This window comes from Streptomyces sp. NPDC046909 (assembly GCF_040644695.1).
Lineage (GTDB): Bacteria > Actinomycetota > Actinomycetes > Streptomycetales > Streptomycetaceae > Streptomyces.
The window spans coordinates 522,248-545,962 of sequence record NZ_JBEYXC010000005.1; the positions used below are offsets into that span (position 1 = coordinate 522,248).

Here is a 23,715-nt window from a genome sequence, read left to right on the forward strand (position 1 = left end):
ATCGGCGGCCGTACAAGGACGGCCGGCGAGGTGGTTGGAGGACCCGATGCTCTCGAAAGCCCTGTTGCGCCTGGGCGCAGGCGCCGCCCGTCATCCCTGGCGGGTGATCTCGGCATGGCTGATCGCCGTCACGCTAGCCGTCCTCGCCGCGGTCGCCGTCGGTGGGCGGACCGCGGACTCGATGACCGCTCCGGGACTGGACTCCCAACGGGCCGCGGAACTGATCGAGCGGGCCGGGACCGGCCAGGAGGGGATGACCGCCCAAGTGGTCGTCACCCCCCTCGACGACGGTGCGACGTTCTTCGACCACCCCAGCGCGCGCACCGCCCTCAAGCGGCTGCAGACCGAGGTGCGGCGGCTGCCGCACGTGCTCGGCACGAGCGACCCGGCGGGCGCGCTCGACGCACGCGGGGACACCGCCGTGCGCGACGGCCTCGTCTCGGCCGACGGGCGGATCGCGGTCGTCCGGGTGCAGTACCCCGACCAGAGCCGGCTGTCGGCCGAAGACCTCGACGCCCTCGTCGAACTCGGTGACCGGCTGCGCGCCGAGCTGCCGCTGCGCATCGAGATGGGCGGGAGCCTCTTCTACGCCTTCTCCGACGCCGACGGCGGCGTAAGCGAGTTGATCGGGCTCCTCGCCGCGGCCGCGATCCTGTTCCTGGCGTTCGGTTCGCTCGTCGCCGCCGCGCTGCCGATCGGCATGGCGGTCTTCGGACTGACCGTCGGGGTCGCCACGATGACGGTACTGGCGGGGGTGACGGACGTCCCGACCTTCGCCCCGGTCCTGGGCAGCATGGTCGGGCTCGGAGTGGGCATCGACTACGCGCTGTTCGTGCTCGCCCGGCATCGGGAGTACCTCGCGCGCGGGCTCGATCCCCGCGAGGCGGCGGGGCGAGCGGTGGCCACGGCGGGGCGGCCGGTGGTGTTCGCCGGCGGCACCGTCGTCGTATCGATCCTCGGCCTGGCGGTCGCGAACGTGCCGTTCATGACGGTGGGCGGGTTCGCCGTCTCGATCGTCGTTCTGATCATGGTGGTCGCGTCGGTGACGCTGCTGCCGGCCTTCCTCGGCGCGGCCGGCCCACGCCTGGCCCGGGCCGGCCGGATCGGCCGGGCTCTGCGGACCAGCAAGCTGGGCCGCCTCGCACGGCGGCGGGACCCGGTGGCTGGCGCCGCTCACGCCGTCGGGTGGCGGCGCTGGATCGGGCACGTCAGCCGGCACCCGGTGCCGTACGCGGTCGGCGCGGCGGGGCTGCTGCTGACGGCGACGCTGCCCGTGCTCGGCCTGCGCGTCGGCCTGCCCGACGACGGCTCACTGCCGCACAGCCGTACCGAGCGCCGTGCCTACGACCTTGTCGCCGAGGGGTTCGGCCCGGGCACCAATGGTCCCCTCGTCATCGCCGCGGACCCCGCAGGTGATCCGGGAGTGCTGGACCGACTCGTCGGGGCGGTCGCGGCCGATCCGGGCATCGCATCCGTCGCCCCGACGCACATCGACCGGGCCACCGGCATCGCGACCCTGGTCGTGTTCCCGACCACCAGCCCGCAGGACAAGGCCACGGCCGACACCATCGCCCGGCTGCGCACCGACGTGCTGCCCACGGCGATCGGGCACGGCCCGGCCAGGGCCCACGTCGGCGGCGCCGCCGCGAGCCTGTCCGATGTGGGCCGACGCACCAGCGAGCGCCTGCCGGTGCTCGTCGCCACCGTGCTGGCGATGTCGTTCCTGCTGCTCATGCTGGTCTTCCGCTCGATACTCGTACCGCTCAAGGCGGTACTGCTGAACCTGCTGAGCATCGGCGCGGCCTACGGCATCATGGTCGCGGTCTTCCAGTGGGGCTGGGCAGGCGCACTCATCGGGCTGGAAGCGACGGTTCCGATCGTGTCGTTCATCCCGATGTTCCTCTTCGCCATCCTGTTCGGCCTGTCGATGGACTACGAGGTGTTCCTCCTCTCCCGCGTACGCGAGGAGTACCTGCGCACCGGCGACAACCGCACGGCGATCGTCGAGGGCGTCTCGGGCACCGCCCGGATCATCACCTCGGCCGCCCTCATCATGGTGGCGGTCTTCCTGTCCTTCGCCGTCGCCGAGGACCCCTCCACCAAGATGTTCGGGCTCGGCCTGGCCACCGCGATCTTCATCGACGCCACGGTCGTCCGCATGGTGCTGGTACCGGCGACCATGACACTCCTCGGCCGGACCAACTGGTGGCTGCCGAAGTGGCTGAACCGGATCCTTCCCCACGGCCCGGTCGGCACCGACGACGGCGACGGCGCGGCATCCACGGGCGAGACCCCGCGTCCATGGCTGGTCGACCGCTGACTCCACTCCTGATGATCGGGTGGTCCCGGTGAGGTCTTTGATGCAGATCATCAAGCCGAAGGCCCGACAGACGGTGCTGGACCTGGCCCGGCGGCCGGCAGCCCCTGCCTTCCTCGCCCCGACCGGCACACTGTCCGCGGCGACCGCGACCGTGTCGGTGGGCGTGGGCTTCCTGCGGTGTTCAGAGGTCAAGGTCGGCGGCGGTACGGATTCTTTGCAAGAGAAGTAACCGCAGCCTGCGCACCTGAACGACCCCTACCGTACGGCGAACTCCAGCCTGGCGCACCTCGATTACGCCCCGCCTGACGATTCGTTGAATACGTCCTTGCACCCGCACCGGGCCGGGTGACCGTCGTCATCGCCGCCCGCGGGGGAGAGGAGGGTGAGGTCGGCGTCCAGACCCTGCGTGGTGGGGCGTGCGAGGCCGGAACTGGAAAGTATTTTCCGTTGACGAGTCCGTTACGTGCCGGGCATCCAGGTGCAACGCGCAGGCCGTTGTCTGACCCATCAGCCGCCCGGTGCGATGCCGGAGGCAGATGTCGGAGCCAGCACCAAGGAGCACCACATGACGGCGACGGACAGCGCGGACGCGGACAGAACTGCCACCCCGCCGGGGTATTCCCCCCGTCTCTACAACGAGGATCTCGCCCCGGCCACCGAGCGCAAGTGGGGCGCCTTCAGCATCTTCAACGTCTGGACCTCGGACGTACACAGTCTCTACGGCTACTTCCTGGCCGCCAGTCTGTTCCTCGTCGCGGGCAACACGCTCAAGTTCCTCATCGGCATCGGCGTGGGCTCCCTGGTCATCTACTGGCTGATGACCCTCATGGGCAGGGCCGGCGTCAAGACCGGCGTCCCCTATCCCGTCCTCGCCCGCGCCTCGTTCGGCACCTTCGGCGCCAACGTCCCGGCGCTCGCCCGGGCCGTGGTCGCCACCTTCTGGTACGGCGCCCAGACCAGCGCGGCGGCCGGCGCCATCGTCGCCTTCCTCGTCCGCTACGACGGCCCCAGGCATCTGCACGAGACCACTCACCTCTTCGACCACAGCGGCCTCGAAGTGCTGTGCTACCTCGGCGTCTGGGCCGCCCAGCTGCTCATCATCAGCAAGGGCATGGAGACGGTGCGCCGCTTCCAGGACTTCGCCGGACCCGCGGTCTGGCTGATGATGCTGGTGCTGGCGATCGCGCTGTCCGTGAAGGCCGGCGCGCTGTCCTTCTCGGTCGACATGCCGGCCAAGGACCTGGCCGCACTCGCCAAGAACGCCACCGGACTCGACGTCAGCCCCGGCTCGTTCGCCGCCATCGCCGCGATAGCCGCCACCTGGGTCACCTACTTCGCCGCCCTGTTCCTCAACTTCGGTGACTTCGCCCGCTTCACCCCCGACGTGAAGACCCTGAAGAAGGGCAACATCTGGGGCCTGCCCGTCAACCTGATCCTCTTCTCCCTCGTCGCGGCCATCACCACGGCCGCCGCCAGCAAGGTGTACGGCGAGGTCATCCTCGAACCGGCCAACATATCCGCCAAGTTCGACAGCGCGGCCCTCGTCCTGCTCGCCGCCCTCACCTTCGCCGTCGCCACGCTCGGCATCAATGTCGTCGCCAACTTCGTCAGCCCCGCCTTCGACTTCGCCAACGTGGCACCGAAGTACGTGACCTTCCGACGCGGCGGCCTCATCGCCGCCGTCATCGCGCTGCTGCTCTACCCGCTGCACCCCTGGGACAACGCCCCCAGCTTCGTCAACGCCATCGGCTCGACGATGGGCCCGCTCTTCGGCGTCCTCGTCGTCGACTACTACCTCATCAGGAAGACCCAGCTGAACGTACCCGCGCTCTACCAGGAGAACGGGGAGTTCCGCTTCCAGGGCGGCTGGAACGTCCGGGCGCTCGTGGCCGCCGCGGTGGGCTCGGTCTTCTCCAGCATCCTGCCCGTCTACGGCCCGTCCGGATACGGGGCCAACCTGGGCCCGTACTCCTGGTTCATCGGCGTCGCCGTCGCCGGAGCGATCTACCTCGCCCTCAGCAGGGTCAGAAGCCCCCTCACCGCCGAAACCCCCGACGCTCCGGCGGCGCAGGAGGAGACGGACGCCGCCACCGGATCGTAGACAACGCAGGCGGAACACAACATGCGGCGAGGAGCGACCGGTGCGGCACACCGGCCGCGCCTCGCCGCCTTCCTCGTCCGTCGGCAGCCGCACCCTGCCGTGGTGGCGGCGGGAGGGTTGGTCCCACCTCACAGCATTGCCGGGTACGCCTTCCCCTGGCAGTGGGCGGGGAAGATCGGTGCGGTGGCATGGACTTCACCGGATACCAGTACAACGCCGCCACGGTTCCATCGGAGATCAATTGTGACGCCACCCATCACCAACAGACCACAACAAGAGCCGCGGCATTGGCTCCCGGAGCAGCTCGAAGCGATGGGCTCAGACGGGAAAGCCTTGTGCCGTTGTCCCGTCTCATGAGGGGGATACGGAGCTCAGCGTCGGGCCGGGTGTCGAGTCCGGGGCGAGGTCGAAGTGGAGCTGGTGGCCTTGGGCGTCCTTGGTGCCCAGCAGGTTGACCTCGACGGTGTAGCCGACGACATCCTCGTAGTGGCCCTCGGGCGTCGGCCGTGAATCGGAGAGCCGGAAGTGGAGGACGGTGCTGCTGCTCGGGTTCAGCGTGAGAGGGATCGGGGCCGAGCCGGACGGGGAGTCCTCGGCTTCCTGCCGCATCCAGGTGGGTATCTCGCACCATCGGTCGCGGTAGTGGATCTGGAGACCGCCGCTGAATGTGGGGATTTTCTCGGGGCCGCTGATGGTGAAGGCGAGCGCGACGCGACGGGTGGTCCGTGGAGTGGGATTGGTGACGGTGACGTCGAAGCGGGCCGGTCGCCGGCCGGGTGCGACGGCCTCGTCGAGGCGGGAGAGCCGCCCGAGGCGGGCTGGCGAAGTGACCTGGCCCGGCCAGGGGTTGAAGAAATCGCCGCGAGTCTTCGGGCAGCCGGAGCCGGCGGTCTGGAGGACGTCGGAGGTGGCGGACGCCTTCGTGGCGTCGGAACCGCCGCAGCCGGTCAGGGCGATGGCGAGCAGGAGCAGCGCGACGGCCGACGCGGCAGATGTGCGTCGGCCGCCCGTTGCTGGTCCGAACTCGAGGGACACCTATGCCACGTCCTTGGTCGGTGATCCATGGTCGATCGGTTTGCCGAGGCGTCAGACGCCCGGCGCCGACGGTTCGGTTCCGTCGGACACGGACGGAGGCCTCTACGGCTTGCGGACGGGGGTGACATGATCTTGGCGTGATGCCTCCCACCGGGTTCACGTCGGGTGCGCAGGAGGGCAGTTGGACGAGGGTGAGTGAGTCGTGTGCACGGTGGCGAGTTTCGGTGCGCTGGCCGGCCGGGGGGGGGCTTTCCTGTGGAGGCGGCGAAATCCCCGACGGACACGTGCGGGTGGGAGGCGCCCTTGACGTGCGGGCTGCTTCCAGGGTTTGCGGAGGTCTTCTGCGAGAGGCCGCGCAAGACGGGGTTGGGTGTGTGCGGCAACGACGAGCCAGGTCCAGCGGTCGGCGGCAACCGGCTCGCGGAGTTTGGGAGTGGTCCACCCCCAGCGTCTGCTCGAACATCCTGAAGACGCGCCAGACCGGCCTGAGGCTGGGTTCTCCCGGGACCGGACTGATCACCGAACCTGAGATCAAGCCAACGGACATCACCAACTCAAGCTGAGTACTGCGGTGGGTCAGACGGCGGGTTCGGTGGTCGGCGCGGCCGCGGTGGCCGCCGCCTGTGCCACGGCGGACCGGCCGGGCAGAGTGAGCACGGCCAGGAATCCGGCGACCGCCACGGCGGCGAAGAAGTAGAAGCCCCAGGGGTGGCCGATGCCTGCCGCCACGAGGGCACCGGTGATCGACGGGCCGACGATGGAGCCGATACGGCCGATGCCCGAGGCCGAGCCGAGGGCGGTGCTGCGGACCGAGGCCGGATAGAAGTTGGTTATATACGCGTAGATCAGCACCTGGGCGGAGAAGACGAACACGCCGGTGTTCGAGGAGCAGGTCGCTGTGCATCGTGATGCTGAGGCAGGCCAGGCACGGCCACCGATATCGCGAACCAGCCGAGCACAGTGGGCTTGATGCCGCGCCGGTCGGCCACGAAGCCGCCCAGCACGAGGCCGGCGACCCCGCCGACGTTGAGGATGAGCAGTTGGGTGACCGCCGTGGGGATGGGGTCGCCGGTCGGCAGGGGGCGGCACACATCTCCCCAGGGCCTGATGAGGGTGCCGCCCGCGCCACCGGCCGGACCACGGCCGACAGACCTGGCTCGCCCCAGGTGCTCAGGCGTTTCCAGGGCTCCTGGAGTGCCGGCGCCGCCGAACCGTGTACGCGCCTGCCAGTGCAACGGCCCCGAGGACAAGGCCGACGCCGAGCACCCGCTCGAAGTCGCCGGGCCCTGTGGCGCCTCCGAGGCCGCCCTGGACGCCGAGGGTGGGCACAGCGGTGACCGTCGCTGGGGCCGTGGTGTTCCTGCGAGGGAGGATCTCGCAGGCGATGCCGTCGTCCGGCCCCTGGTCCTCGTCCAGCCGGTACGGGTCGTTGAGGTTGCGGTCGAACTCCGCTTGCGCGTCCTCCTGGTAGGTGAAGTCGCTGCAGTCCAGGTCGGTTTGAGCGTGTGCGAGGCCGCCGAGCGGGCCAGTGGCGAAAATGACCGTCGCGGCGAGGAGGCCGGTGACGCGTATGCCCATGAACGTCTCCTTCGGGGTGGTGGTCGTCACCGTGCCCCTAGGAACGCGGCTCCTGTCCGGCGCGCGGTGCTGCTCTGAATGGCGGCGCGTGGCACATGGCAGGTCGGTCGGACGGTGCCGCACCGCTTGGTTGCGGATCCCGGGTGCCCGGTCTCGGTTCGAGTGTCGTTTCAGGTATCGGGAAGGGGGGAGACCTGCGGTGTTTGTTCGGCGCCCAGGCGTGTACGCGTAGGACATGACCGAGTCCCAGCGGGAAACAGAGCGAAAGCACGAAGCCCCGTCGGCCGACGGCACCACTTGGCTGCCCGACCTCGCAGGTGTGGGCGGGATCGAGTCCGTCGTGGACCAGGGCACCGAGGAATTGGACGCCGTGTACTACGACACCGACGACCTGCGGTTGGCCGGTGCCTCGGTGACGCTCCGCAGAAGGACGGGCGGGGCGGACGAGGGCTGGCATCTCAAGCTGCCGCTGCCGGGAGACAGCAGGGAAGAGGTCAGGGCCCCACTCTCCGACACTCTTCCGGACACGCTGAGGGACCTGGCTCTCTCCCGTACCCGGGGCGCGGACCTGCGGCCGGTCGTCCGTATTCGTTCCACCCGTGGTGTGCGTCAGCTCGTCGGTTCGCAGGGCACCGTCCTCGCCGAGCTGAGCATCGACGCGGTCCGCGCCGAGTCACTGCGCGCCACCGGCACGCCGGTCGCCTCCTGGACCGAGATGGAGGTCGAGCTCGCACCGGACGGCGATCCGGCGCTTTTGGACGTCGTGGACAAGACGCTGCGCAAGAGCGGCGTGGAGCGTGCCGACTCCCCGTCGAAGCTGGCCCGGGCTCTGGAGGAGACAGCGGTGGGAGCGCCCCGTCTTGCGGGCGAACGCGCCGCAGAGACCGTGGCCGGCGGATCCGCCGGCGAAGCGGTCCTCGGCCATGTGGCGGATCAGATCAGCACCCTGGTGAAGCTGGACCCCGCGGTACGGCGTGACGTGCCCGACTCCGTGCACAAGATGCGCGTCGCCTGTCGGCGGCTGCGCAGCGTCCTGCGCTCCTACCGGACGGTCCTGGACCGGAAGTCCACCGACCCGGTCCGCAAGGAGCTCAAGTGGCTGGGCGGTGAGCTGGGCGCGGAACGCGACCAGGAGGTCCTTCTGGAACGGCTGAGCTCAAGGCTCGAGGCGCTGCCTCAGGAGCTGGCCTTCGGGCCCGTTTCGGCCCGGCTGCAGATCTGGGACGCCGGCAGGAGTTCCGAGGCCCGCCGACGCACTCTGGACGCCCTGAACTCGGACCGCTACCTGGCCCTTCTGGACTCTCTGGCAGCGCTGACGGAACAGCCACCGCTACGCGCCAAGGCCGCCCGGAAACCGGCGAAAGTCATGACCAAGGCCATAGTGAAGGAGTACGGCCGGCTGTCCGACCGCGTGACATTCGCGCTGGACCTCCCGCCCGGCACGGAACGCGACACGGCCCTCCACGAGGCCCGCAAGGCGGCCAAACGGACGCGGTACGCCACGGAGCCCGCGCGCGACGACCTCGGAAAGCCCGCCAAGCGACTCGGCAAGCGTGTCAAGGCCGTCCAGAAGGTGCTCGGGGACCACCAGGACAGCGTCGTGGCACGGGACGCCCTGAGAGAGATAGCCCTGACAGCCCACGCGGCCGGGGAAACCGGCTTCGTCTGGGGTCTGTTGTACGGACAGGAACAAGCCGTGGCCGACCGCCGCGAACGGGAGCTGCCGGCCGTATGGGCAGACGCGTCGCGAAGCGGCCTGCGCAAGGCGCTCGACCGCTGAGGACGACCTTCGAGGCTGCCCGGACCCCAACTGGCCCGTGACAACGACCCCTTCACGGTCCCCGGCCGATCGCCCGCCACCGGCCGCCTGGCCGGTGCTGCTCGGTGTCAGCTGCACAGCGGCACACAGCCGAACTCCGGCAGCGTACGGTGCCACCGGCGTTCGGTCAGCGGGGCGCCGCCCGTGCCGCAGATGAGGGATGCGGTGAGGGGTGCGTTGGTGGTCCAGTGCCGTGCGGTGGAGCCGGCGGTGGTCCAGGCCCGGGTTCCGTCCGTACTGCTTTCTTCACGCACCTGGCCGAGCACGCGGGCCTGTACCGCGGCCTCCTGGGACCGACGGGAAACGCCCGCGTCATCGAGCACGTACGCGGGCGCACCACGGTGGCCGCGCACTTCTCCGCGTACCTCGGCGCGACGGGCCGACGCCCCGTCGGACGCGAGCGATCCCTCCGACGTTCCGCACGACGTCCCTGCGGCCTTCGTCGCCGGTGCGCTCCTGGGCGTGGCCGTCGACTGGCTGCAGCGGGGGTGCCCGCGAACACCGCTCGAGATGACCATGCTGACCAAGCTGCTGCTGCTCGCCTTGTCAGCGGCCGCCTGCACGCTGCCTGCGCCTTAGCGCCTGGTCCGGGGTGCGCTCGCAGTAGCCCTGCCACAGCACAGCGCATTCCCACCCGCCGCCGCGTTCTGCCTCGCAGGCCCCCCGGCCAGGCAAGAGCCCGGGACCGTACGTGCAGCGAGCACGGCACCTGTGACTAGGCTGCGCTGACGGGGCGAGCGGCCAGCCGGGGGATCCGGGAGGTGAGCCGATCGAGCCGTTCGCCTGTGACCCGAGCTCCACCCGGCCGGCTTCCTCCATGGGCGGCGGTGGGACATCCACTTCTGGCTCGTCGAGGACGAGCCGAGGGACGACGGGCTCGCCGTCTCCATCGTCAATGAGCGCACCGAGATCCCCGGTTGGGATCCTCGCGTCGGAGTCGGCTTCTTCCACTCGCAGACACGGCGCACACCACATGCGTGAGGACGGCGCCGCCGGACCGTGAGACGGCCGCCTTCACCTCGGCGCACAGTGAGTCCCGTGCCTTCGTGGAGGGGAGACGGCTGTCGGGGGCCAGGGCGCTGGGGCGGGCACTCTTCCCTGGCGGAAGCGGCACGGCCACAATGGACGGCCGTGTCGGTGAACCGAGCCCGGGGAGGTCCCGTATGGCGTCGCTGCCTGTGCCTCGGCCGGAGGACGGTGAGGCCGGCCCGGTGGATCGCCGGTCCGGGCCGCTTCCCGTTCCGGGGCGCGCCGCGGGGGTGGAGGCTCCCGTGCACGACGCCGCGACGCTCGGGTTCGTCGAGCGGCCCGGACGCGAGTACTGGTGGCGTCAGCTGGGCGTGGGGGTCCGCGATCGGATGGTCGCCAGGGTCGGTCCGATCGTCGAGTGGTGGGCGTACTGCCACCGTACGGACAACGAGCGCCCGTATGCGGTGGTGTTCGGTGAACGGGGGCTCGCCGTGGCCACGCCGACCGTCAACGACCGGGGCGGGCCTGCCCAGTTGCTCACGGTCGTAGCGTTCGTACCGTCGTCGTTGCGGCATGCGGTGGTCGTACAGAAGCCGAGACGGCCGTCACTGGGCCGTACCGCGTTACCGGGCGGCGCCGCGCCGGAGCCCGCTGGCGAGCAGCTGCCGCTGCCGGCTCGTCTGCGCGGGTTCCTCGGCAATCTGCCGGGGGAGGCGCAGTCGCGGCTGCAGTGGCCGTTCGTCAATGGCGATGACTTCGATCGCGGGGACTTCTTCTACTCCGGTGGCGAGGACGAGCTGGACGTCTGGTGTTATCTGGCCGGGCGCCGGTATGTGACGTTCGTGTCCGGGCACGGCACCGGACTGTCGGGCCCTGCGCACCGCGCGTCGTGGCGGCTGGTGTGCCGGCAGGCCGAGGTGGCGGTGCGATGACCGCGGCGGACGAACCGGACTTCTACGCGGCGCTGGGCGTTGCGGCCGATGCCACCAGGAGGGAGATCGTGCGGGGGTTTCGCCGGAAGGCGCTGGCCCACCATCCTGACCGAGGCGGCGATCCGGAAGTCTTCGACGGCTTGCACCGGGCCTACGAGACGCTGTCCGACCCGGTGCTGCGCGCCGCGTACGACGGCCGCCGCAAGCCGCCGTCGCCGCCCCGTGCGCCCAGGGCCTCCAGCGAGCCGCCGCCGACGGCAGCCGACCCGTTCACATGGGTGCCTGGTGCCGGCCCGCGCACTGGCGCCCGCTCGGGTCACAGCGCTGACCAGGGTGTGTACGCTGCGGCCTTCCCGGCGCACGACCCGACCTGTTCGTGGCGGCGGGCCGACCGGTTCGCCTGGTGGAGACCGGTCGACGAGCCGCGGCCGAAGCGACGCCGTCGCTGACTCCGCGTCGGTCACCGGCAGTCCGCTGCCCCGTTCCCGGAGTTCTGCCTGCGCGTCGGTACCAGCAGCGTCTGTCCCGCCGTGAGGTCGGTTCGCCTTCCCATGTCGTTGAGTTCCTGGAGGTCTTCGACGGTGGTGCCGTACTGGCAGGCGATGCCGGTCAGCGTGTCACCGGGTCGGACGGCATGGCTGCGGAAGGAGAAGTCCAGCGACGGGAGCGGGATCGGCCGGGTGAGGCTCGGCACGGGCAACGGCATGCTGAGGGCCGGATCCGGCAGGAGATCGGTGAAGAGGGGCTGTGGTGTGTACTGCGGGGTGGCGAGGAGGGGAAGCTTCGGCCGGTAGGACTGCGGGTAGGGCTGCGAGGAGTCCGTGTTCACGAGGGCGATGCCCCACACCATCCCGGCGGCGATCAGCGCGCCCATGGTCACCTTGGCGACCTTGCGTTGCCGAGCGAGTTCCTCGACGACCAGGTCCGGGGCGCTCCTGGAGCTTTGAGGAACCCTCGTTCGTCCGGCCGGTGCCGCAACGGTCCGCAGGGCCAGTACGACCGGTGCCTCGATGTTCAGGCCGAGGCGTGCCAGTTCGCCGCGCAGGGCCGACACCGCCGTGCGGTCGCGGGCTGCGGCCGTGACGAGATTCTCCAGGCGCCCGCCCGGGTCCTGTGGGCAGTCCAGCAGGTAGCCCTGGGTCCAGCTGAGCACCCAGCGCGCCCGGCCCGTGCCGGCCAGTGCCTGCCCGGCCAGCGCGTACAGGGCTTCGGCGAGCTGTTCCTCGGGCCGGGGCGCGTCGGTGAGGTGGCGTACCAGGTCTTTCTGCTTTCCGCGTTCGAGTATGTCGAGGACGGTGGCGAGCGTGGGCCGTGCGGTGACGCCGGTGTCGCGTGCCGCGTCCAGCAGGAGGCTCGCGAGTTCGATCGCGAACGCCTCGGCGGCCAGATCGGCCCACGTTGTCCAGGACAGCGCGGTCGCCGAGCGCCAGGCGTCGCCGAGCAGCTTGCGCTGCACCCGCGTCACCGGCGAAGGATCGGCGACCAGCGGCCCCACCTCGAAGCGGACCGTGGGCTGTGCGGCGGGCCGCGCCTCGATCAGGGACAGTCGCCGGGCCAGCGGGGGGTGGGAGTCCAGCGGGGTACGGCCCGCCTCGACCGGGTGCGCGCGCAGCTCGGCCATCCGCTCCCGTACGAACGGGTCGTCGACCATGGCGGCGAACGCCTCGAACACGTCCTCGGGCACGAACCCGAGACGCTGCACCGGCAGCAGATACCGGCTCACGAACCCGGCCCATGTGATGCCGAGCGCGTGGACGGCGCGCAGGGCCTCGGCCGTCACCTCCGGACCGACCACGGCGACGGCCTCCGCGTCAGCCTCCAGCTCCTGGCGCCGGCGCACCGCGAGCGACAGACGCAGAAACACCCACGCGTAAGCGCCGATCACCGCCTGGAACAGCCAGGCGTACCCGAAGGTGGCCTGCTCCGACCGCGCGGTCATCCGCAGCCGGAACAAGGTCGAGCGCAGCGACACCGCGCCCCGGTAGGTGATCGCCCCGAACCGGGTGTGCCGGCCCGCGTAGTGGCCGAGTTCATGGCAGAGCACGGCCCGCAGCTCCACGGGCTTCAGCCTCATCAGCAAGGGCACGCCGAGATGCATGCTGCGCTCCCCGACGGCGAAGCCGAGCAGCCGCGCCTCCTCCGACACCGACGCGTTGGCCTCCGGCGTCAGATAGATCCGGCTGGGCGGCCGGGTGCCCAGCTGCTGGGCCAGGTCCTCGACCAGCTGCCACAGGCCGGGCGCCTGGGCGCGTCGCAGAAGGACCGCGTCGGGCGGAGGCTCCTCCGCCCGACTCACCGTGCCGATGCCGTAGAGGAGCGCGAAGATCGCCGGGATGCTGCCGCCGATCGCGAGTGACCAGTTTCCGGCCTGCGAGGGGACCTCGACCATCCCCCACAGCATCAACCCGACGAGTGCCGTGTCGGCGGCGAGGAGCACGAACGCCACGACGTAGAACCCGGCGAGCAGTCCCACGGCGAACAGCCCGCGCACCCACCCCAGGACGGCGGTCACCGTCTCTCCTCCAGCCGGCGGGCCAGGGCGGCCCGCGCACGATCGAGCCTTGCCGGGTCCGCCTCGACGGCAGCACCCAGCCACGCCTGGGTGTTGCGCAGAGCCGTGAGGACGGGGTCAGCGCCCAGACCGATCCGGCCCGCCTCGATCCGGCCCAGCCCGGTCGGCTCCGGACCGGCCATGAACGGGTCCCGGCGGCTCGTGCCGTCCGCGGCCATGTCCAGTGCCTCCTTCAGCGTCTGACGCGCCTTGGACACGTTCGCGGCGACGCCGCCGCGCGTCATCCGCAGCGCCTTGGCGATCTCGCCCTGGGACCAGCCGTGCAGACAGAACAGCACCATGGTGATCCGCTGCCGCGACGGCAGGGCCGCGAGCAGCCGCAGCACCTCACGCGCCTCGGCGCTCTGCTCGGGGCCCGCCTGGACCGGCACCGGCACATCCGGCAGCCGCTCCTGGCCCGTTCTGCGCCTGCGATGTGTCTTCCACAGCCGCTGGCCCGCGACCCGGTACACCCACGCCTCGGGCAGGTCGTACCCGGTGATGCGGTCCCAGGCCCGGTAGGCCTCCAGGAACGCCTCCTGGGTGGCGTCCTCGGCGTCCTCGCGGCTGCCGCAGAGCATGATGGCCTGCGCCAGAACTCGTGTGTACGCGGTGGCGAAGAAGGTCTCGAAGTCCCGCGGCCGCGCGGCCTGTTCCGCGCTCACCGGCACTCCGCCCCGGTCGGCTCGACGGCCCCGGCCGAACGCGCGCTCACCACGTCGCCGTCGGCGCGCGTCACCTCCACCGTGCCGCCGGGCCCGGCCGCCCGCACGACGGTGGCCATGGCGTGCCCCCACGCGCGCTCCCGCGCCGGCCGCAGCCACAGCGCCGCCAACGCATACACCAGCCGTGCACAGACCGGTACCACGACCACCACCACAGGGTCGACAACCATTCGAGAGTCCCTCCACAGGATCACAGCAACGACACCCTGATACAGCCGTCAGCGCCCAACTGGTTTACCCAGGACCGGAATTCGCGGTCCTGGGCGAAGTGGCGGAGCTCCGGACCGGTGCCGTGAGCAACAGGCTCACCGACGTTCACCGCCCCCTGCGGACTTGAGGTCGAAGTCCGCCGCCCGGACGGACTACAGCAAGTACCACGACGTGCGGATCGATCGTCAGCCGGCCACCGGCACCCTGGTGCCGGACGTCACCCACCTCCAGACGACCTTCGACTACCCGCGTTGGAAGGACCTCGGGGTGCTCCTGCGGGCATGCTCACCGGGGCGATCAAGGGGTGAGGCGAGGGCACCGGGGAGCTTGAGGCGTCATCCGGCGCGTGCCTCGCTCGGGGTGAGACCGAACCGCGTGCGGAAGAGGCGGGTGAAGTGGGCCTGGCTGGAGAACCCCCAGCGGTGCGCCACGTCGGCGATCCGGGTCTCGCGCGCGCCGGCGGCGACGAGTTCCCGGTGCGCTCCGACCAGGCGCCGTTCCACGATGTGCCGGGCCGGCGTCGTGCCGGTCGAGGCGAAGATCCGCCCCAGGTGCCGTACCGAGATCCCCATGACGTCCGCCACCTGCGCCGCTCCGAGCCGGGGGTCGTGCAGATGCCTTTCGATGTAGTCCTGCGCCACGATGAGCTGCGACCGGTAGGTGCCGCTGCCCGTCGGCTGGCCGGTCCGCTCCTCGGTGAGCCGGCCCAGCAGACCGAGCACCGCACCCTCGGCGTCCGCGGGAACGTGCGGCCCACGCTCCACCGCGGTCAGCCCGCCGAGCAGCGAGACCAGTGCGGCCACGAGTGCGCCTTCCCGTGCCGTTCCCCGGCCGAACAGCATCGGTCCGGGGAGCCGGTCCGTCCCGCACACCTGGGCGAACAGCTCCCGCGGTACGTCCACCAGGATCTGCCGCATCGAGGAGGAGAACCCGAACAGGTACGGCCGTCGTGTGTCGTAGACGCACAGGTCGCCGGAGGTGACGGCGAGGCAGCCGTTCTCGTGCAGGAACACCGCCTCGCCGGTGAGGAGGAGGGTCGCGAACACCGAGTCCTTGGGCGCCGCCTTGACCGTCTGCGGGGTGCGCTCCACGGCGTGGGCGTTCCCGGAGATGTCGGCGAGGCGCAGTGCGCCGAGCTCGATGTTGGTCTGCCTGGCCAGCAGGCCCTGCTCGGAGTACGAGGTGCAGGACAGACCCACCAGGGCCCGCCGGTTGTACTCCTCCCAGTACCGGATGCGCTCGGCGGGTTCGACGTGCTCGGTGGTCGCCCGGGAGATCACGGAGAGAGCGGACATGCGATCTCCTCACGAGGCATGCGCGGGCAGGGGCCTCAGCCTAGGCGAGGGTCACGCGGTCAGAAACCCTCCGTCCACGGGGACGACCGCACCCATGACGTACGAGGCCGCCGGCGAGCACAGGAACGCCACCACTTCGGCGATCTCGCGCGGTTGCCCGAGCCGCCCGGCCGGGATGCGTGCCAGCACCCGGGCCGTGGCCTCGGGGTCGTCGAGGATCCCGCGGGCCAGTGGGGTGACGACGAAGCCCGGTGCCACGGCGTTGACCCTGATGCCGTCGGGCGCGTACTCGGCGGCCAGCGACTTCGTCAGCTGCGACACGCCCCCCTTGCTCGCGCTGTAGGCGGGCCGGTCCGCGCTGCCGAAGAAGGCGAACATGGACGAGACGTTCACGACGGCGCCGCCGCCCATGGCGAGCGCGGGGTGGGCGGCCTGGCAGGCCACCATGGTGGCGGTGAGGTTGATCTCGATCACCCGCTGCCAGCGGGCGAGGTCGTACTCCTCGCGGTCGTGGCTCACGCCCGCGCAGTTCACCAGCACGTCCAGCGTCGGCTCGGCGGAGATCAGTCGGGTCAGCCCGGCGTGGTCCAGCACGTCGTGCTCCGCGACATCGACCCGTGGATGGCCTGGCAGATCCGTGGGGTCGGCGGGCGGCAGACAGAGCGCGGTCACCTCGGCACCGAGTTCCGCCAGGAGTACGGCCGTGGCCGCGCCGATCCCCGAGGTGGCGCCGGTGACAAACGCCCGCCGTCCCGCGAACCCGGCGCTCACGGGCGCCGCCCTCCTGGCCGTACCAGCACCTTGACCTGCTCCTCTCCGCGCAGCAGCGCCTCGAATCCGTCCCGCACGACCCGCTCCAGAGGGATGACGGAGGTGACGATCCCGGCCAGGTCCACGCCTTCTTCGGCCACCATGCGGATCAGCTCGGGATAGGCGTGCCGGTATCCCACGCTGGTCATGACGGTCTGCTCGTTGTTCACCAGGGCGAAGGCGTCCAGCCGGACCGTGCCGGTCAGGCCGAGGAACATGACCCGCCCGCCGCGCCGGGTGGCGGCCAGGCAGGCACGCAGGGTCCCTTCCGAGCCGACCGCCTCGAAGGTGACGTCCGCCCCCTCGCCAACGGCCAGGCCGGCGAGGTCCGTTGCCGTCTCGGCGGCGCCCAGGCGCTCGGCCAGCGCGCGGCGGGTCGCGGACCGGTCGGCGGCGACGACACGCCCCGCACCGGAGCGGGCCGCGAGCTGTGTGACGAGCAGGCCGATGGGGCCCAGTCCGAGGACGGCGACGATCTCACCGGGCCGGATGCCGGCCCGCCGCACGGCGTGCAGGGCGACGGCGGCCGGCTCGAACACCGCCGCCTGTTCCAGGGACACCGACTCGGGCAGCCGGTGCAGCATGTACGCCGGTACGGTGGCGCGCTCGGCCAGCCCGCCGTGGCCCATCAGCCCGGCGAACCCGAAGTGCCGGCAGATGTTGTACTCCCCGGCCAGGCACCGGGGACAGCGGCCGCACCGGTAGTGCGGTTCCACCGCCACCCGGTCACCGGGGACGACGTCGGTGACCCCGTCGCCCACCTCCGTGACGGTGCCGCAGAACTCGTGTCCCAGAACGAGCGGAGCGGCCACGCCCGACTCCGGGTGCGGGGTGCCCACGGGAACGGCGTGCGGACCGTCGGCGTACTCGTGCAGGTCGCTGCCGCAGATCCCGCAGTAGGCCACCTCGATGGTCACCTCGCCGGGCTCCGGTGGCCGCACCGGCACCCGTTCGACGCGCACGTCCTTCGCCGCGTACCAGACCGCCGCCGTCATACGGGTTCTCGTCATGGCGCTCAGCGGAACAGGGAGTTGACGTAGTCGGTGCCGATCCCGACCTTCTCGTAGTGCTCCCGGCACATCTTGACGTAGTCGTGGACGTCGAAGAATCCGTCCGGATCGCCGTTCTCGTCCAGCCAGATGAGCGGGCCCTTGACGATGAAGAACGCCTTCATCGGCTCGGGGCTGTCGTAGGCGACCAGGGTGTGTCCCTCACCGGAGGCCTCGTAGACGAAGTCTCCCGCGGTCGCCGTCCACGGTCGCTCCAGGTAGCCCCACTTGCCGGAGATCGTGTACGCGAACACCTGGTGCGGGTGGTAGTGCCGGTTGACCAGCCCGGCCTCCTTCGCCCGCAGGATGTCGGCCCAGCTGTTGTCCTTGATGTTGATCCACAGTGGGCGGGAGCCGACGGTCTCCGTGAACGGAACGTAGTAACGGTCGTCGTCCGTCGCCACCTTGGACAGATAGACCTCGGGCAGGGCATCGGGGCGGAAGGAGTTCTCGATCGGCCTGAGGTCCTTCCAGAACTCTCCGGTGGGTGTGTCGGGCATGGGACGGCCTCTCTCGTCGCGGACACCGCAGAGTGAAGCCCGTGGGATACGACCCCGTCTTTCCTCCGACGGACCTGAGCGCTTGCGGATTCCGGACATCCACCTCGGACTGCGCTGCGCGGTACCCGAGCCCGCGCACCGCCCTTCGCCGAGCGGATCCCTGTCCTCGCTCCGGTCCGGCAACTGCCGCATCCCCGCGGCGAGTCGGGGGCCTCGCTCAGGCCGATCCCCGGACCAGCACGCGGAGCGGATCCTCGCATACCTGTTCATCACCCATGACCTCGCCGTGGTCAAGGAGTTCGCGGCCCGCACGCTGGTGCTCCAGCACGGTCGGATCGTCGAGGAGGGCCCCAGCACCGACGTGTGCGACCGGCCGCGGCACGAGTACACCCGGCGACTGGTGGCGGCGCCCGTCCCGGACCCGCAGGCGCAACGAGCGCGCCGTCAGCGGCGGATGGCGCTGGAGGCCGCCTCCTGATTGTCCCCCGGCGCCGCGCGCATCGGCGGCGCCTGCCCCACCTGTCCACCGCAACAAGCCGGAACCAACACCATCCTGACCAAGCCCTAGTCGCTCAGCTGGGCATACCCGTTCTGCCATGCCCAGGCCGCGATCTCGACCCGGTTCCGGGCGTCCAGTTTGAGCTGGACGCTGGAGAGGTGGGTCTTGACCGTGGAGAGGGAGACATACAGCTCGGCGGCGATCTCGGCATTCGTGCGGCCGAGGGCGACCAGGCGGACCACGTCGAGCTCGCGGTCGGTGAGGGACTCGGCGGGCCGTGCGGCCCGGGTGGGAATGTCGCTCTTCGGGTCGGCGGTGAGGTGCTTGAGGAGGCGGACCGTGACCGAGGGGGAGACCAGCGAGTCGCCGGCCGCCGCGGCACGGACCGCCTCCGCCAGCAGGGTCGGCCCCGAGTCCTTCAGCAGGAACCCGCAGGCGCCGCCGCGCAGTGCCCCGTACACGTACTCGTCGAGGTCGAAGGTGGTGACCACGACCACCCGCATCGGGTCGGCGACGTCCGGTCCCGCCAGCAGCCGGGTGGCCTCCAGGCCGTCCAGCTTCGGCATCCGGATGTCCAGCAGGCACACGTCCGGCCGCACCCGGCGGGCCAGCGCCACGGCCTCTTCGCCGTCGGCCGCCTCCGCGACCACGGTGATGTCCGGCTGGGCGTCCAGGAAGAAGCGGAAGCCGGTGCGGACCATGTCCTGGTCGTCGGCGATCAGGACGCGGATGGGCGCGCCGGACGCGGGGGCGGGGCTCGTCATGGGTCGAATCATGCCTCAGGGAAGTGGGGGCGGAGCGGCCACCGCGGGTGGCCGCTCCGGGGCGTGGGTCAGTCGGCGGTCTGTGCGGGATCGGCCGTCACCTTGCGCAGCAGCGGTCTGCTGCCGCTGATCGCCGCGAACATGGCCACCGCTCCGAGGGCCACGCAGGCGAGCAGTTGCAGGGCGCCGGTGAGGTCGAGGGAGGCGCCGAACACCTTGTTCAGCCGGTAGGAGGCGTACACGCCGACGGCGGTGGTACCGCCGGCCAGGACGAGCAGCGGGAGGACCGTCTCGCGGACCCGGGCCCGGTCCAGCACCTTCAGCGGGGTGCCGGCCAGCCGCAGCAGGCCGTACACGCGACGCCGGTCCAGGACGTTCGCGGCGGCGGTCAGCCCGGCGGAGGCGGTGGCCACCAGGAAGCTCAGCGCCAGGGTGGCGGTGCTGACCTCGGCGAACCGGTCGATGGCCGAGCGGTCGCCCGCGGTGGCGTAGTCCTGGGTGTACGGCATCCGGGACGTGCCCAGGGGAGCGAGGGCGGTGACGGCGGTGTCGATGCGCTCGGGACCGCCAGAGACCCGGGCGACCAGACCCGGGGAGCCGCCGGTCAGGCCGTCGAAGTCGTCCTCCCCGACGGTGGTGACCGTCGCTTTGACGCCCGCGTCGCGCAGCAGTGTCCGTGCTTCGGCGGTGGCGTGCCGGGCCTCGGCGCCGTTCGACGTGACCACCGCGGCCTGGTCCCGGAACTGGGAGCCGTCGGTGCCGACCATGCTGACGGCGAAGAACCCGGCCGCGAAGCCGGCCAGCACCAGGCCGCTGACGGTGCGCCAGGCACCGCGCGGGTCGTCGCTGAGCCGGCGCGCGGCCAGCAGGGTGGCCGGGCGGCGGGCGAAGCGGCTCGCGATTCGTCCCAGCCGGTCCACGACCCATGGCCCGAACAGCCAGAACGCGCCGTAGAACAGCAGCAGGAGCGCGACCACCTGCCGGGTCTTCAGGCCGCCGCCCCGGGACTGGAAGTAGACGTACAGCAGGACTGCCACGAACAGCACGAGCCGGATGACCCGGGTGCGGCGCGGGTTGGCCTGCTGGGCGACGCCCAGCGGGGAGGTCGCCACCTGGCGCAGCATCGACACCGCGCTGAGGGTGATGAGCGCGGTGACCGCCAGGACGACGGCGGCGAACCAGGGCAGGCCCACCCACAGCTGTCCCGTGTACCAGCGGCCGATGCCGTACGGGATCTCGGCGAGGGCGGGCAGCAGCGCCGCGTACAGCGCGGCGCCCGCCAGTGCTCCGGCCGCGCCGACGGCTGCGGCCTCGGCGGCCGTCATGCCGATGATCTGCCGCGGGGTGGCCCCGGCCAGTCGCAGCGCGGCGAGGCGTGCCTCGCGCCGGGCCGCGCCCAGTCGTCCGGCGGCCGCGGCGAGCACGGACACCGGCATCACCAGCAGCGCGACGCCCAGCAGCGCGGTCGCCTGGTCGGTGTAGGTGAACAGGCTCTGGGTGCTGCCGTGGTAGCTGGTGATCCCGGCGCGGGCGGCCTGGTTCGTGTCGTAGATCCCGCTGTCACCTGCCGCCTTGGAGACCGCCGGGTCGCTGGGCGCCCGACCCACGACGGCGACCAGTTCGTCCGGTGAGGCGAGACCGGCGGCGCCGATCGTGCCGTAGGACGTCACCTTCGGGAAGCGGTCGGCGAGTTGGTCGGCCGGGAGCCTGTGGAGCAGCTCGGCGAGGGCGGGGGAGACGTACACCTTGCCCTTCTCGGGGAAGGCGGTCAGGCCGGGCGGTGCGGGGGTGGCCTTGCGGTCGGGGAGTTGGGCCAGGTTGACGACGGTGACGGGCTGGTGGCGGACGTAGGTCGTGGCGAGTGCCTGGACGGCGGTGGGGTGTTGGGCGGGCTCGGGTGTGCGCCAGGCCGTGCGGTCGGCGCGGGCGTCGGAACCGAGGGTGGCGGCGAGCATCACCAGCAGGACGAACGCGCCGACGGCGGCGGCTCCGGCGGCAAGCAGCTGGCTCTGCAGGCCGCGGCGGCCGGAGGACCGGGCCGTATGCCAGGTCAGGGGCAGGACGGGGGAGCGCATGTCGGTTCTCCGGTCTTGGATGCGCGGCCGGCTCAGGCGACCGTGTACTGGCTGTGGTGGCTGATCCGGCCGTCGCGGACGTGCAGGATGCGGTCGCAGTGGGCGGCGACGTCGGCGTCGTGCGTGACCATGACCAGGGCGGCGCCCTGCTCGCGGGCGACGGAGGTGAGCAGGCGTATGACCTCGGTGCTGGTGGCCTGGTCGAGGGCGCCGGTCGGCTCGTCGGCGAAGACCACGTCGGGTTCGACGACCAGGGCGCGGGCGATGGCGACCCGCTGGGCCTGCCCGCCGGAGAGCTGGCCGGGCCGGCGCTGCTCCAGGCCGTCGAGGCCGAGCGGTGCGAACCAGCGGCGGGCCTGCTGGACCGCCTGCCTGCGAGGCATGCCCTCCAGCATCAGCGGCAGCGCGACGTTTTCCTCTGCGGGCAGCTCCGGCAGGAGCTGCCCGAACTGGAAGACGAAACCGAAGCGCTTGCGGCGCAGGGCACTGAGCTTGTTCTCACTCAGGCCGTCGATGGCCTGCCCGCGCAGCAGCACGGTGCCGCCGTCCGGCCGGATGATCCCGGCGAGGGTGTGCAGCAGGGTCGACTTGCCGGAGCCGGAGGGGCCCATGATGGCCAGCGAGTCGCGCTCGCGGACCTCCACGTCGACGCCGTCCAGGGCGGTGGTCGAGCCGTACTTCTTGGTCAGGCCGAGTCCGGCCAGAACGGTGTTCACGATGGTCTCCTCGGTTCGCCGGTTCTTCTCAGCGATCGAACTTCCAGGTCACGGACTTGCTCGTGGCCTTGACCACGGAGACGCGGATGTCGACGCTCTTGCCGCCGCCGGTCTTGCCCGTGCACGTGATGGAGGCCCCCGCGACGGCCTTGAGACCGGTCGGGCACGTGACGCCGGAGACGTCCTTGCCGACCCACGGCAGCGGGTGGTACTTGCTCTCGGTGCGGCCCGCGACGATGGTGGCGGACAGCGCCTTGTGCCCGTCGACCTGCGCGGTGCTGTAGTCGTCGAGCTGGGACGTCGACTCGGTCCCGGAGAGCAGATAGGTGCCGAGACCGCCCAGAGCGACCACGGCGGTCGCCCCGCCGACGACACCGACGAGGAATTTGCCGAGCTGCATCATGCGCTCCTGATGAGTGAGGGCCCGAGAGGCCGAGTGAGGGAGTGGCTCCACCCTCGCCCGCGGGCATGTGCGTGCGCCTCGGTCATACGGCCATGGCCGGCGCCGTGGCGCCTCGACCATTCGGCCGATCCGGGCGCTGCCCGGCCTGACCTACGGTGGACGGCATGACCTCCATCTCCGGCCGCGGCTGCGCCCACGGATTCGGCGTCGGCTTCCTGGTCGCGGCGGCGGTCGCCGACATCCCGATCATGGGAGCCGCTGGCGACAGCATCGGAACCACGGCCGTGGTGCTCGTGGTCGGGCTCGCCGCCGTGCTGTGGCCGGCCCGGCGGCGCCCCGCTTGGTTCACCCCCCAACTGCGCGCCCTCGCACCGGCGTTGCTGTCCGGACTGCTGACCGTGTGCGTGCTGCTGATCGGCCGGAAGGTGCCGTTCGGCCCCGGCGAGGTGACCGTCCTGCTGTGCGTGCTGTTCATCGCCGTACGGCACTGCCCGCCCCGTTGGGCGGTGGTGTGCGGTCTGCTGGACGGGCTCGCGCTGCTGGCCATGCCGGTCCGGGACTCCCACTCGCTCAAGGACGGCGGGACCCTCGGCTTCATGGTGGGCGGCCTCATTCTGGCCGGGCTTGTCGCCGGGCTCGCGGCCTATCTCCGTTCCCTCGACTACCGCCGCACCGTCGCCGTCGCCGACACCCGCCGCGAGGAGCGGGTGGCGATCGCCGCCGACCTGCACGACTTCGTCGCCCACCACGTCACCGGGATCCTGGTGCAGACCCAGGTGGCCCGCATGATGGCGGACAGCCAGCCACAGGAACTGGACCCCGTCCTGGCCGGTATCGAGCGCGCCGCGACCGAGGCGCTCGCCTCGATGCGCCGCACGGTCGGCGTGCTGCGCGACACCGGGGAGGAGGCCGACCGCCGCCCGGTGGGCGACCTGGCGGGCATCGCCGGCCTGACGGAAGGCTTCGCGGGCCCTGTCCAGAAGGCAACCCTGCACCACGACCCCGCCGTGCCCGACGATCTCCCGCACGAGGTGCAGGCGGCCGCCTTCCGGGTCGTCCAGGAGGCCCTGACGAACGTGCGGCGCCACGCGGCCGACGCCGACGAGGTCACCGTCCAGGTGCGTTACGACTCCGGCCGCCTCTCGGTGTCGGTGACGGATGACGGCCGCGGCGGTACCCAACTACCGGCTGCCGCTCATGGCGGCGGCTTCGGCCTGGTCGGCCTGAAGGAGCGGGTGACCGCACTCGGCGGCGACCTGCACGCGGGGCCACGCCCCGGGGGCGGCTGGGAGGTACGGGCGGTCTTCCCGGCGCGCGTGCGCTGACCTCCGTCCGTCGTTCCTCGCCTGAGGCCCTGCCGTCAC

22 protein-coding genes and 3 pseudogenes are annotated in these 23,715 nt (G+C 71.4%); 9 read left to right on the forward strand and 16 right to left on the reverse strand.

All coding sequences use genetic code 11. The features are described from left to right. Positions 1 to 46: 46 nt before the first annotated feature. From ABZ928_RS19410 to ABZ928_RS19420, 3 genes are all read left to right on the forward strand, one after another. Entirely contained in the window at positions 47 to 2,320 is a 2,274-nt protein-coding gene (locus ABZ928_RS19410) for an MMPL family transporter (RefSeq protein WP_361520059.1), read from the forward strand. Between the two features lie 40 nt (positions 2,321 to 2,360). After that, the gene (locus ABZ928_RS19415) at positions 2,361 to 2,549 is read left to right on the forward strand and encodes a hypothetical protein (protein WP_361520062.1); all 189 of its coding nucleotides are present in this window, start codon (positions 2,361 to 2,363) and stop codon (positions 2,547 to 2,549) included. A 336-nt stretch (positions 2,550 to 2,885) separates the two neighbouring features. Then, positions 2,886 to 4,421: a cytosine permease gene (locus ABZ928_RS19420; RefSeq protein WP_361520065.1), complete on the forward strand. Its 1,536-nt coding sequence runs from the start codon at positions 2,886 to 2,888 to the stop codon at positions 4,419 to 4,421. A gap of 351 nt (positions 4,422 to 4,772) precedes the next feature. Here the strand turns inward: ABZ928_RS19420 and ABZ928_RS19425 are convergent, their stop codons facing one another. The 4 genes and pseudogenes from ABZ928_RS19425 to ABZ928_RS19440 all read right to left on the reverse strand — a co-directional run bounded on the left by ABZ928_RS19425 (position 4,773) and on the right by ABZ928_RS19440 (position 7,034). After that, complete coding sequence (locus tag ABZ928_RS19425) at positions 4,773 to 5,456, reverse strand: hypothetical protein (protein ID WP_361520068.1); 684 nt, start codon at positions 5,454 to 5,456, stop codon at positions 4,773 to 4,775. Between the two features lie 219 nt (positions 5,457 to 5,675). Then, positions 5,676 to 5,925: pseudogene (locus tag ABZ928_RS19430) on the reverse strand (transposase); the annotation flags it as partial. A 107-nt stretch (positions 5,926 to 6,032) separates the two neighbouring features. Continuing rightward, positions 6,033 to 6,526, reverse strand: a pseudogene (locus ABZ928_RS19435) (MFS transporter); the annotation flags it as partial. A gap of 100 nt (positions 6,527 to 6,626) precedes the next feature. Then, positions 6,627 to 7,034, reverse strand: a complete 408-nt coding sequence (locus ABZ928_RS19440; protein ID WP_361520709.1) for a hypothetical protein — start codon at positions 7,032 to 7,034, stop codon at positions 6,627 to 6,629. Positions 7,035 to 7,269: 235 nt separating this feature from the next. Between ABZ928_RS19440 and ABZ928_RS19445 the strand changes: the two genes are divergently transcribed. Further along, the gene (locus ABZ928_RS19445; protein WP_361520071.1) at positions 7,270 to 8,814 is read left to right on the forward strand and encodes a CYTH and CHAD domain-containing protein; all 1,545 of its coding nucleotides are present in this window, start codon (positions 7,270 to 7,272) and stop codon (positions 8,812 to 8,814) included. A gap of 107 nt (positions 8,815 to 8,921) precedes the next feature. Here the strand turns inward: ABZ928_RS19445 and ABZ928_RS19450 are convergent, their stop codons facing one another. Beyond that, a complete protein-coding gene (locus ABZ928_RS19450; RefSeq protein ID WP_361520073.1) occupies positions 8,922 to 9,206 on the reverse strand; it encodes a hypothetical protein in 285 nt (94 codons plus the stop codon). A gap of 918 nt (positions 9,207 to 10,124) precedes the next feature. Here ABZ928_RS19450 and ABZ928_RS19455 point away from each other — a divergent pair. Together ABZ928_RS19455 and ABZ928_RS19460 are read left to right on the forward strand one after the other, a co-directional pair. Then, positions 10,125 to 10,754 (forward strand): hypothetical protein, encoded by a 630-nt coding sequence (locus ABZ928_RS19455; RefSeq protein ID WP_361520076.1) that lies wholly within the window; start codon positions 10,125 to 10,127, stop codon positions 10,752 to 10,754. Further along, the gene (locus tag ABZ928_RS19460; RefSeq protein ID WP_361520079.1) at positions 10,751 to 11,203 is read left to right on the forward strand and encodes a J domain-containing protein; all 453 of its coding nucleotides are present in this window, start codon (positions 10,751 to 10,753) and stop codon (positions 11,201 to 11,203) included. Before ABZ928_RS19455 ends, ABZ928_RS19460 begins: the two co-directional genes overlap by 4 nt. A gap of 11 nt (positions 11,204 to 11,214) precedes the next feature. Here ABZ928_RS19460 and ABZ928_RS19465 read toward each other — a convergent pair whose 3' ends face one another. The 3 genes from ABZ928_RS19465 to ABZ928_RS19475 are packed head-to-tail and all read right to left on the reverse strand — an operon-like array spanning position 11,215 to position 14,200. Further along, positions 11,215 to 13,266 carry a M48 family metalloprotease gene (locus ABZ928_RS19465; RefSeq protein ID WP_361520082.1) on the reverse strand — a complete coding sequence of 684 codons (2,052 nt, stop codon included), beginning with the start codon at positions 13,264 to 13,266 and terminating at the stop codon, positions 11,215 to 11,217. Next, positions 13,263 to 13,970 (reverse strand): sigma-70 family RNA polymerase sigma factor, encoded by a 708-nt coding sequence (locus tag ABZ928_RS19470; protein WP_361520084.1) that lies wholly within the window; start codon positions 13,968 to 13,970, stop codon positions 13,263 to 13,265. The genes ABZ928_RS19465 and ABZ928_RS19470 overlap by 4 nt, the downstream gene beginning before the upstream one ends. Continuing rightward, positions 13,967 to 14,200, reverse strand: a complete 234-nt coding sequence (locus ABZ928_RS19475; RefSeq protein WP_361520087.1) for a hypothetical protein — start codon at positions 14,198 to 14,200, stop codon at positions 13,967 to 13,969. The genes ABZ928_RS19470 and ABZ928_RS19475 overlap by 4 nt, the downstream gene beginning before the upstream one ends. Before the next feature lie 190 nt (positions 14,201 to 14,390). Between ABZ928_RS19475 and ABZ928_RS19480 the strand changes: the two are divergent. Continuing rightward, positions 14,391 to 14,516, forward strand: a pseudogene (locus ABZ928_RS19480) (ABC transporter substrate-binding protein); the annotation flags it as partial. Between the two features lie 59 nt (positions 14,517 to 14,575). Here ABZ928_RS19480 and ABZ928_RS19485 read toward each other — a convergent pair. From ABZ928_RS19485 to ABZ928_RS19500, 4 genes are read right to left on the reverse strand one after another with little or no spacing between them, the layout of a single operon-like run. After that, entirely contained in the window at positions 14,576 to 15,535 is a 960-nt protein-coding gene (locus ABZ928_RS19485) for a helix-turn-helix domain-containing protein (protein ID WP_361520090.1), read from the reverse strand. 51 nt (positions 15,536 to 15,586) lie between these two features. Continuing rightward, positions 15,587 to 16,306: an SDR family oxidoreductase gene (locus ABZ928_RS19490; RefSeq protein ID WP_361520093.1), complete on the reverse strand. Its 720-nt coding sequence runs from the start codon at positions 16,304 to 16,306 to the stop codon at positions 15,587 to 15,589. Then, positions 16,303 to 17,355, reverse strand: coding sequence for a 2,3-butanediol dehydrogenase (locus tag ABZ928_RS19495; protein WP_361520095.1), 1,053 nt, complete (start codon positions 17,353 to 17,355; stop codon positions 16,303 to 16,305). Before ABZ928_RS19495 ends, ABZ928_RS19490 begins: the two co-directional genes overlap by 4 nt. Positions 17,356 to 17,360: 5 nt before the next feature. Further along, positions 17,361 to 17,894: a 2,4'-dihydroxyacetophenone dioxygenase family protein gene (locus ABZ928_RS19500; RefSeq protein ID WP_361520098.1), complete on the reverse strand. Its 534-nt coding sequence runs from the start codon at positions 17,892 to 17,894 to the stop codon at positions 17,361 to 17,363. 82 nt (positions 17,895 to 17,976) lie between these two features. Here ABZ928_RS19500 and ABZ928_RS19505 point away from each other — a divergent pair, with 82 nt between their 5' ends. Then, on the forward strand, positions 17,977 to 18,372 hold the full coding sequence (locus ABZ928_RS19505) for a hypothetical protein (protein WP_361520101.1): 396 nt from the start codon (positions 17,977 to 17,979) through the stop codon (positions 18,370 to 18,372). Between the two features lie 86 nt (positions 18,373 to 18,458). On the opposite strand, the gene ABZ928_RS19510 is transcribed toward ABZ928_RS19505, so the two are convergent. The 4 genes from ABZ928_RS19510 to ABZ928_RS19525 all read right to left on the reverse strand — a co-directional run bounded on the left by ABZ928_RS19510 (position 18,459) and on the right by ABZ928_RS19525 (position 22,351). Beyond that, positions 18,459 to 19,157, reverse strand: a complete 699-nt coding sequence (locus tag ABZ928_RS19510; RefSeq protein WP_361520103.1) for a response regulator transcription factor — start codon at positions 19,155 to 19,157, stop codon at positions 18,459 to 18,461. A 68-nt stretch (positions 19,158 to 19,225) separates the two neighbouring features. Next, a complete protein-coding gene (locus tag ABZ928_RS19515; protein WP_361520106.1) occupies positions 19,226 to 21,232 on the reverse strand; it encodes an FtsX-like permease family protein in 2,007 nt (668 codons plus the stop codon). 32 nt (positions 21,233 to 21,264) lie between these two features. After that, a complete protein-coding gene (locus tag ABZ928_RS19520) occupies positions 21,265 to 21,948 on the reverse strand; it encodes an ABC transporter ATP-binding protein (protein WP_361520109.1) in 684 nt (227 codons plus the stop codon). 28 nt (positions 21,949 to 21,976) lie between these two features. After that, positions 21,977 to 22,351 carry a DUF4333 domain-containing protein gene (locus ABZ928_RS19525; RefSeq protein ID WP_361520111.1) on the reverse strand — a complete coding sequence of 125 codons (375 nt, stop codon included), beginning with the start codon at positions 22,349 to 22,351 and terminating at the stop codon, positions 21,977 to 21,979. Positions 22,352 to 22,515: 164 nt separating this feature from the next. Between ABZ928_RS19525 and ABZ928_RS19530 the strand changes: the two genes are divergently transcribed. Beyond that, entirely contained in the window at positions 22,516 to 23,676 is a 1,161-nt protein-coding gene (locus ABZ928_RS19530) for a sensor histidine kinase (protein ID WP_361520114.1), read from the forward strand. The last annotated feature ends 39 nt before the right edge of the window (positions 23,677 to 23,715 follow it).

What these genes read in the sequence shown, in the direction of transcription:
- ABZ928_RS19410 (WP_361520059.1), top strand. Translation starts at nt 47, where the DNA reads ATGCTCTCGAAAGCCCTGTTGCGCCTGGGCGCAGGCGCCGCCCGTCAT.
- ABZ928_RS19420 (WP_361520065.1), top strand. Translation starts at nt 2,886, where the DNA reads ATGACGGCGACGGACAGCGCGGACGCGGACAGAACTGCCACCCCGCCG.
- ABZ928_RS19460 (WP_361520079.1), top strand. Translation starts at nt 10,751, where the DNA reads ATGACCGCGGCGGACGAACCGGACTTCTACGCGGCGCTGGGCGTTGCG.
- ABZ928_RS19445 (WP_361520071.1), top strand. Translation starts at nt 7,270, where the DNA reads ATGACCGAGTCCCAGCGGGAAACAGAGCGAAAGCACGAAGCCCCGTCG.
- ABZ928_RS19530 (WP_361520114.1), top strand. Translation starts at nt 22,516, where the DNA reads ATGACCTCCATCTCCGGCCGCGGCTGCGCCCACGGATTCGGCGTCGGC.
- ABZ928_RS19500 (WP_361520098.1), bottom strand. Translation starts at nt 17,894, where the DNA reads ATGCCCGACACACCCACCGGAGAGTTCTGGAAGGACCTCAGGCCGATC.
- ABZ928_RS19525 (WP_361520111.1), bottom strand. Translation starts at nt 22,351, where the DNA reads ATGATGCAGCTCGGCAAATTCCTCGTCGGTGTCGTCGGCGGGGCGACC.
- ABZ928_RS19495 (WP_361520095.1), bottom strand. Translation starts at nt 17,355, where the DNA reads ATGACGAGAACCCGTATGACGGCGGCGGTCTGGTACGCGGCGAAGGAC.
- ABZ928_RS19510 (WP_361520103.1), bottom strand. Translation starts at nt 19,157, where the DNA reads ATGACGAGCCCCGCCCCCGCGTCCGGCGCGCCCATCCGCGTCCTGATC.
- ABZ928_RS19415 (WP_361520062.1), top strand. Translation starts at nt 2,361, where the DNA reads ATGCAGATCATCAAGCCGAAGGCCCGACAGACGGTGCTGGACCTGGCC.
- ABZ928_RS19440 (WP_361520709.1), bottom strand. Translation starts at nt 7,034, where the DNA reads ATGGGCATACGCGTCACCGGCCTCCTCGCCGCGACGGTCATTTTCGCC.
- ABZ928_RS19485 (WP_361520090.1), bottom strand. Translation starts at nt 15,535, where the DNA reads ATGTCCGCTCTCTCCGTGATCTCCCGGGCGACCACCGAGCACGTCGAA.
- ABZ928_RS19515 (WP_361520106.1), bottom strand. Translation starts at nt 21,232, where the DNA reads ATGCGCTCCCCCGTCCTGCCCCTGACCTGGCATACGGCCCGGTCCTCC.
- ABZ928_RS19475 (WP_361520087.1), bottom strand. Translation starts at nt 14,200, where the DNA reads ATGGTTGTCGACCCTGTGGTGGTGGTCGTGGTACCGGTCTGTGCACGG.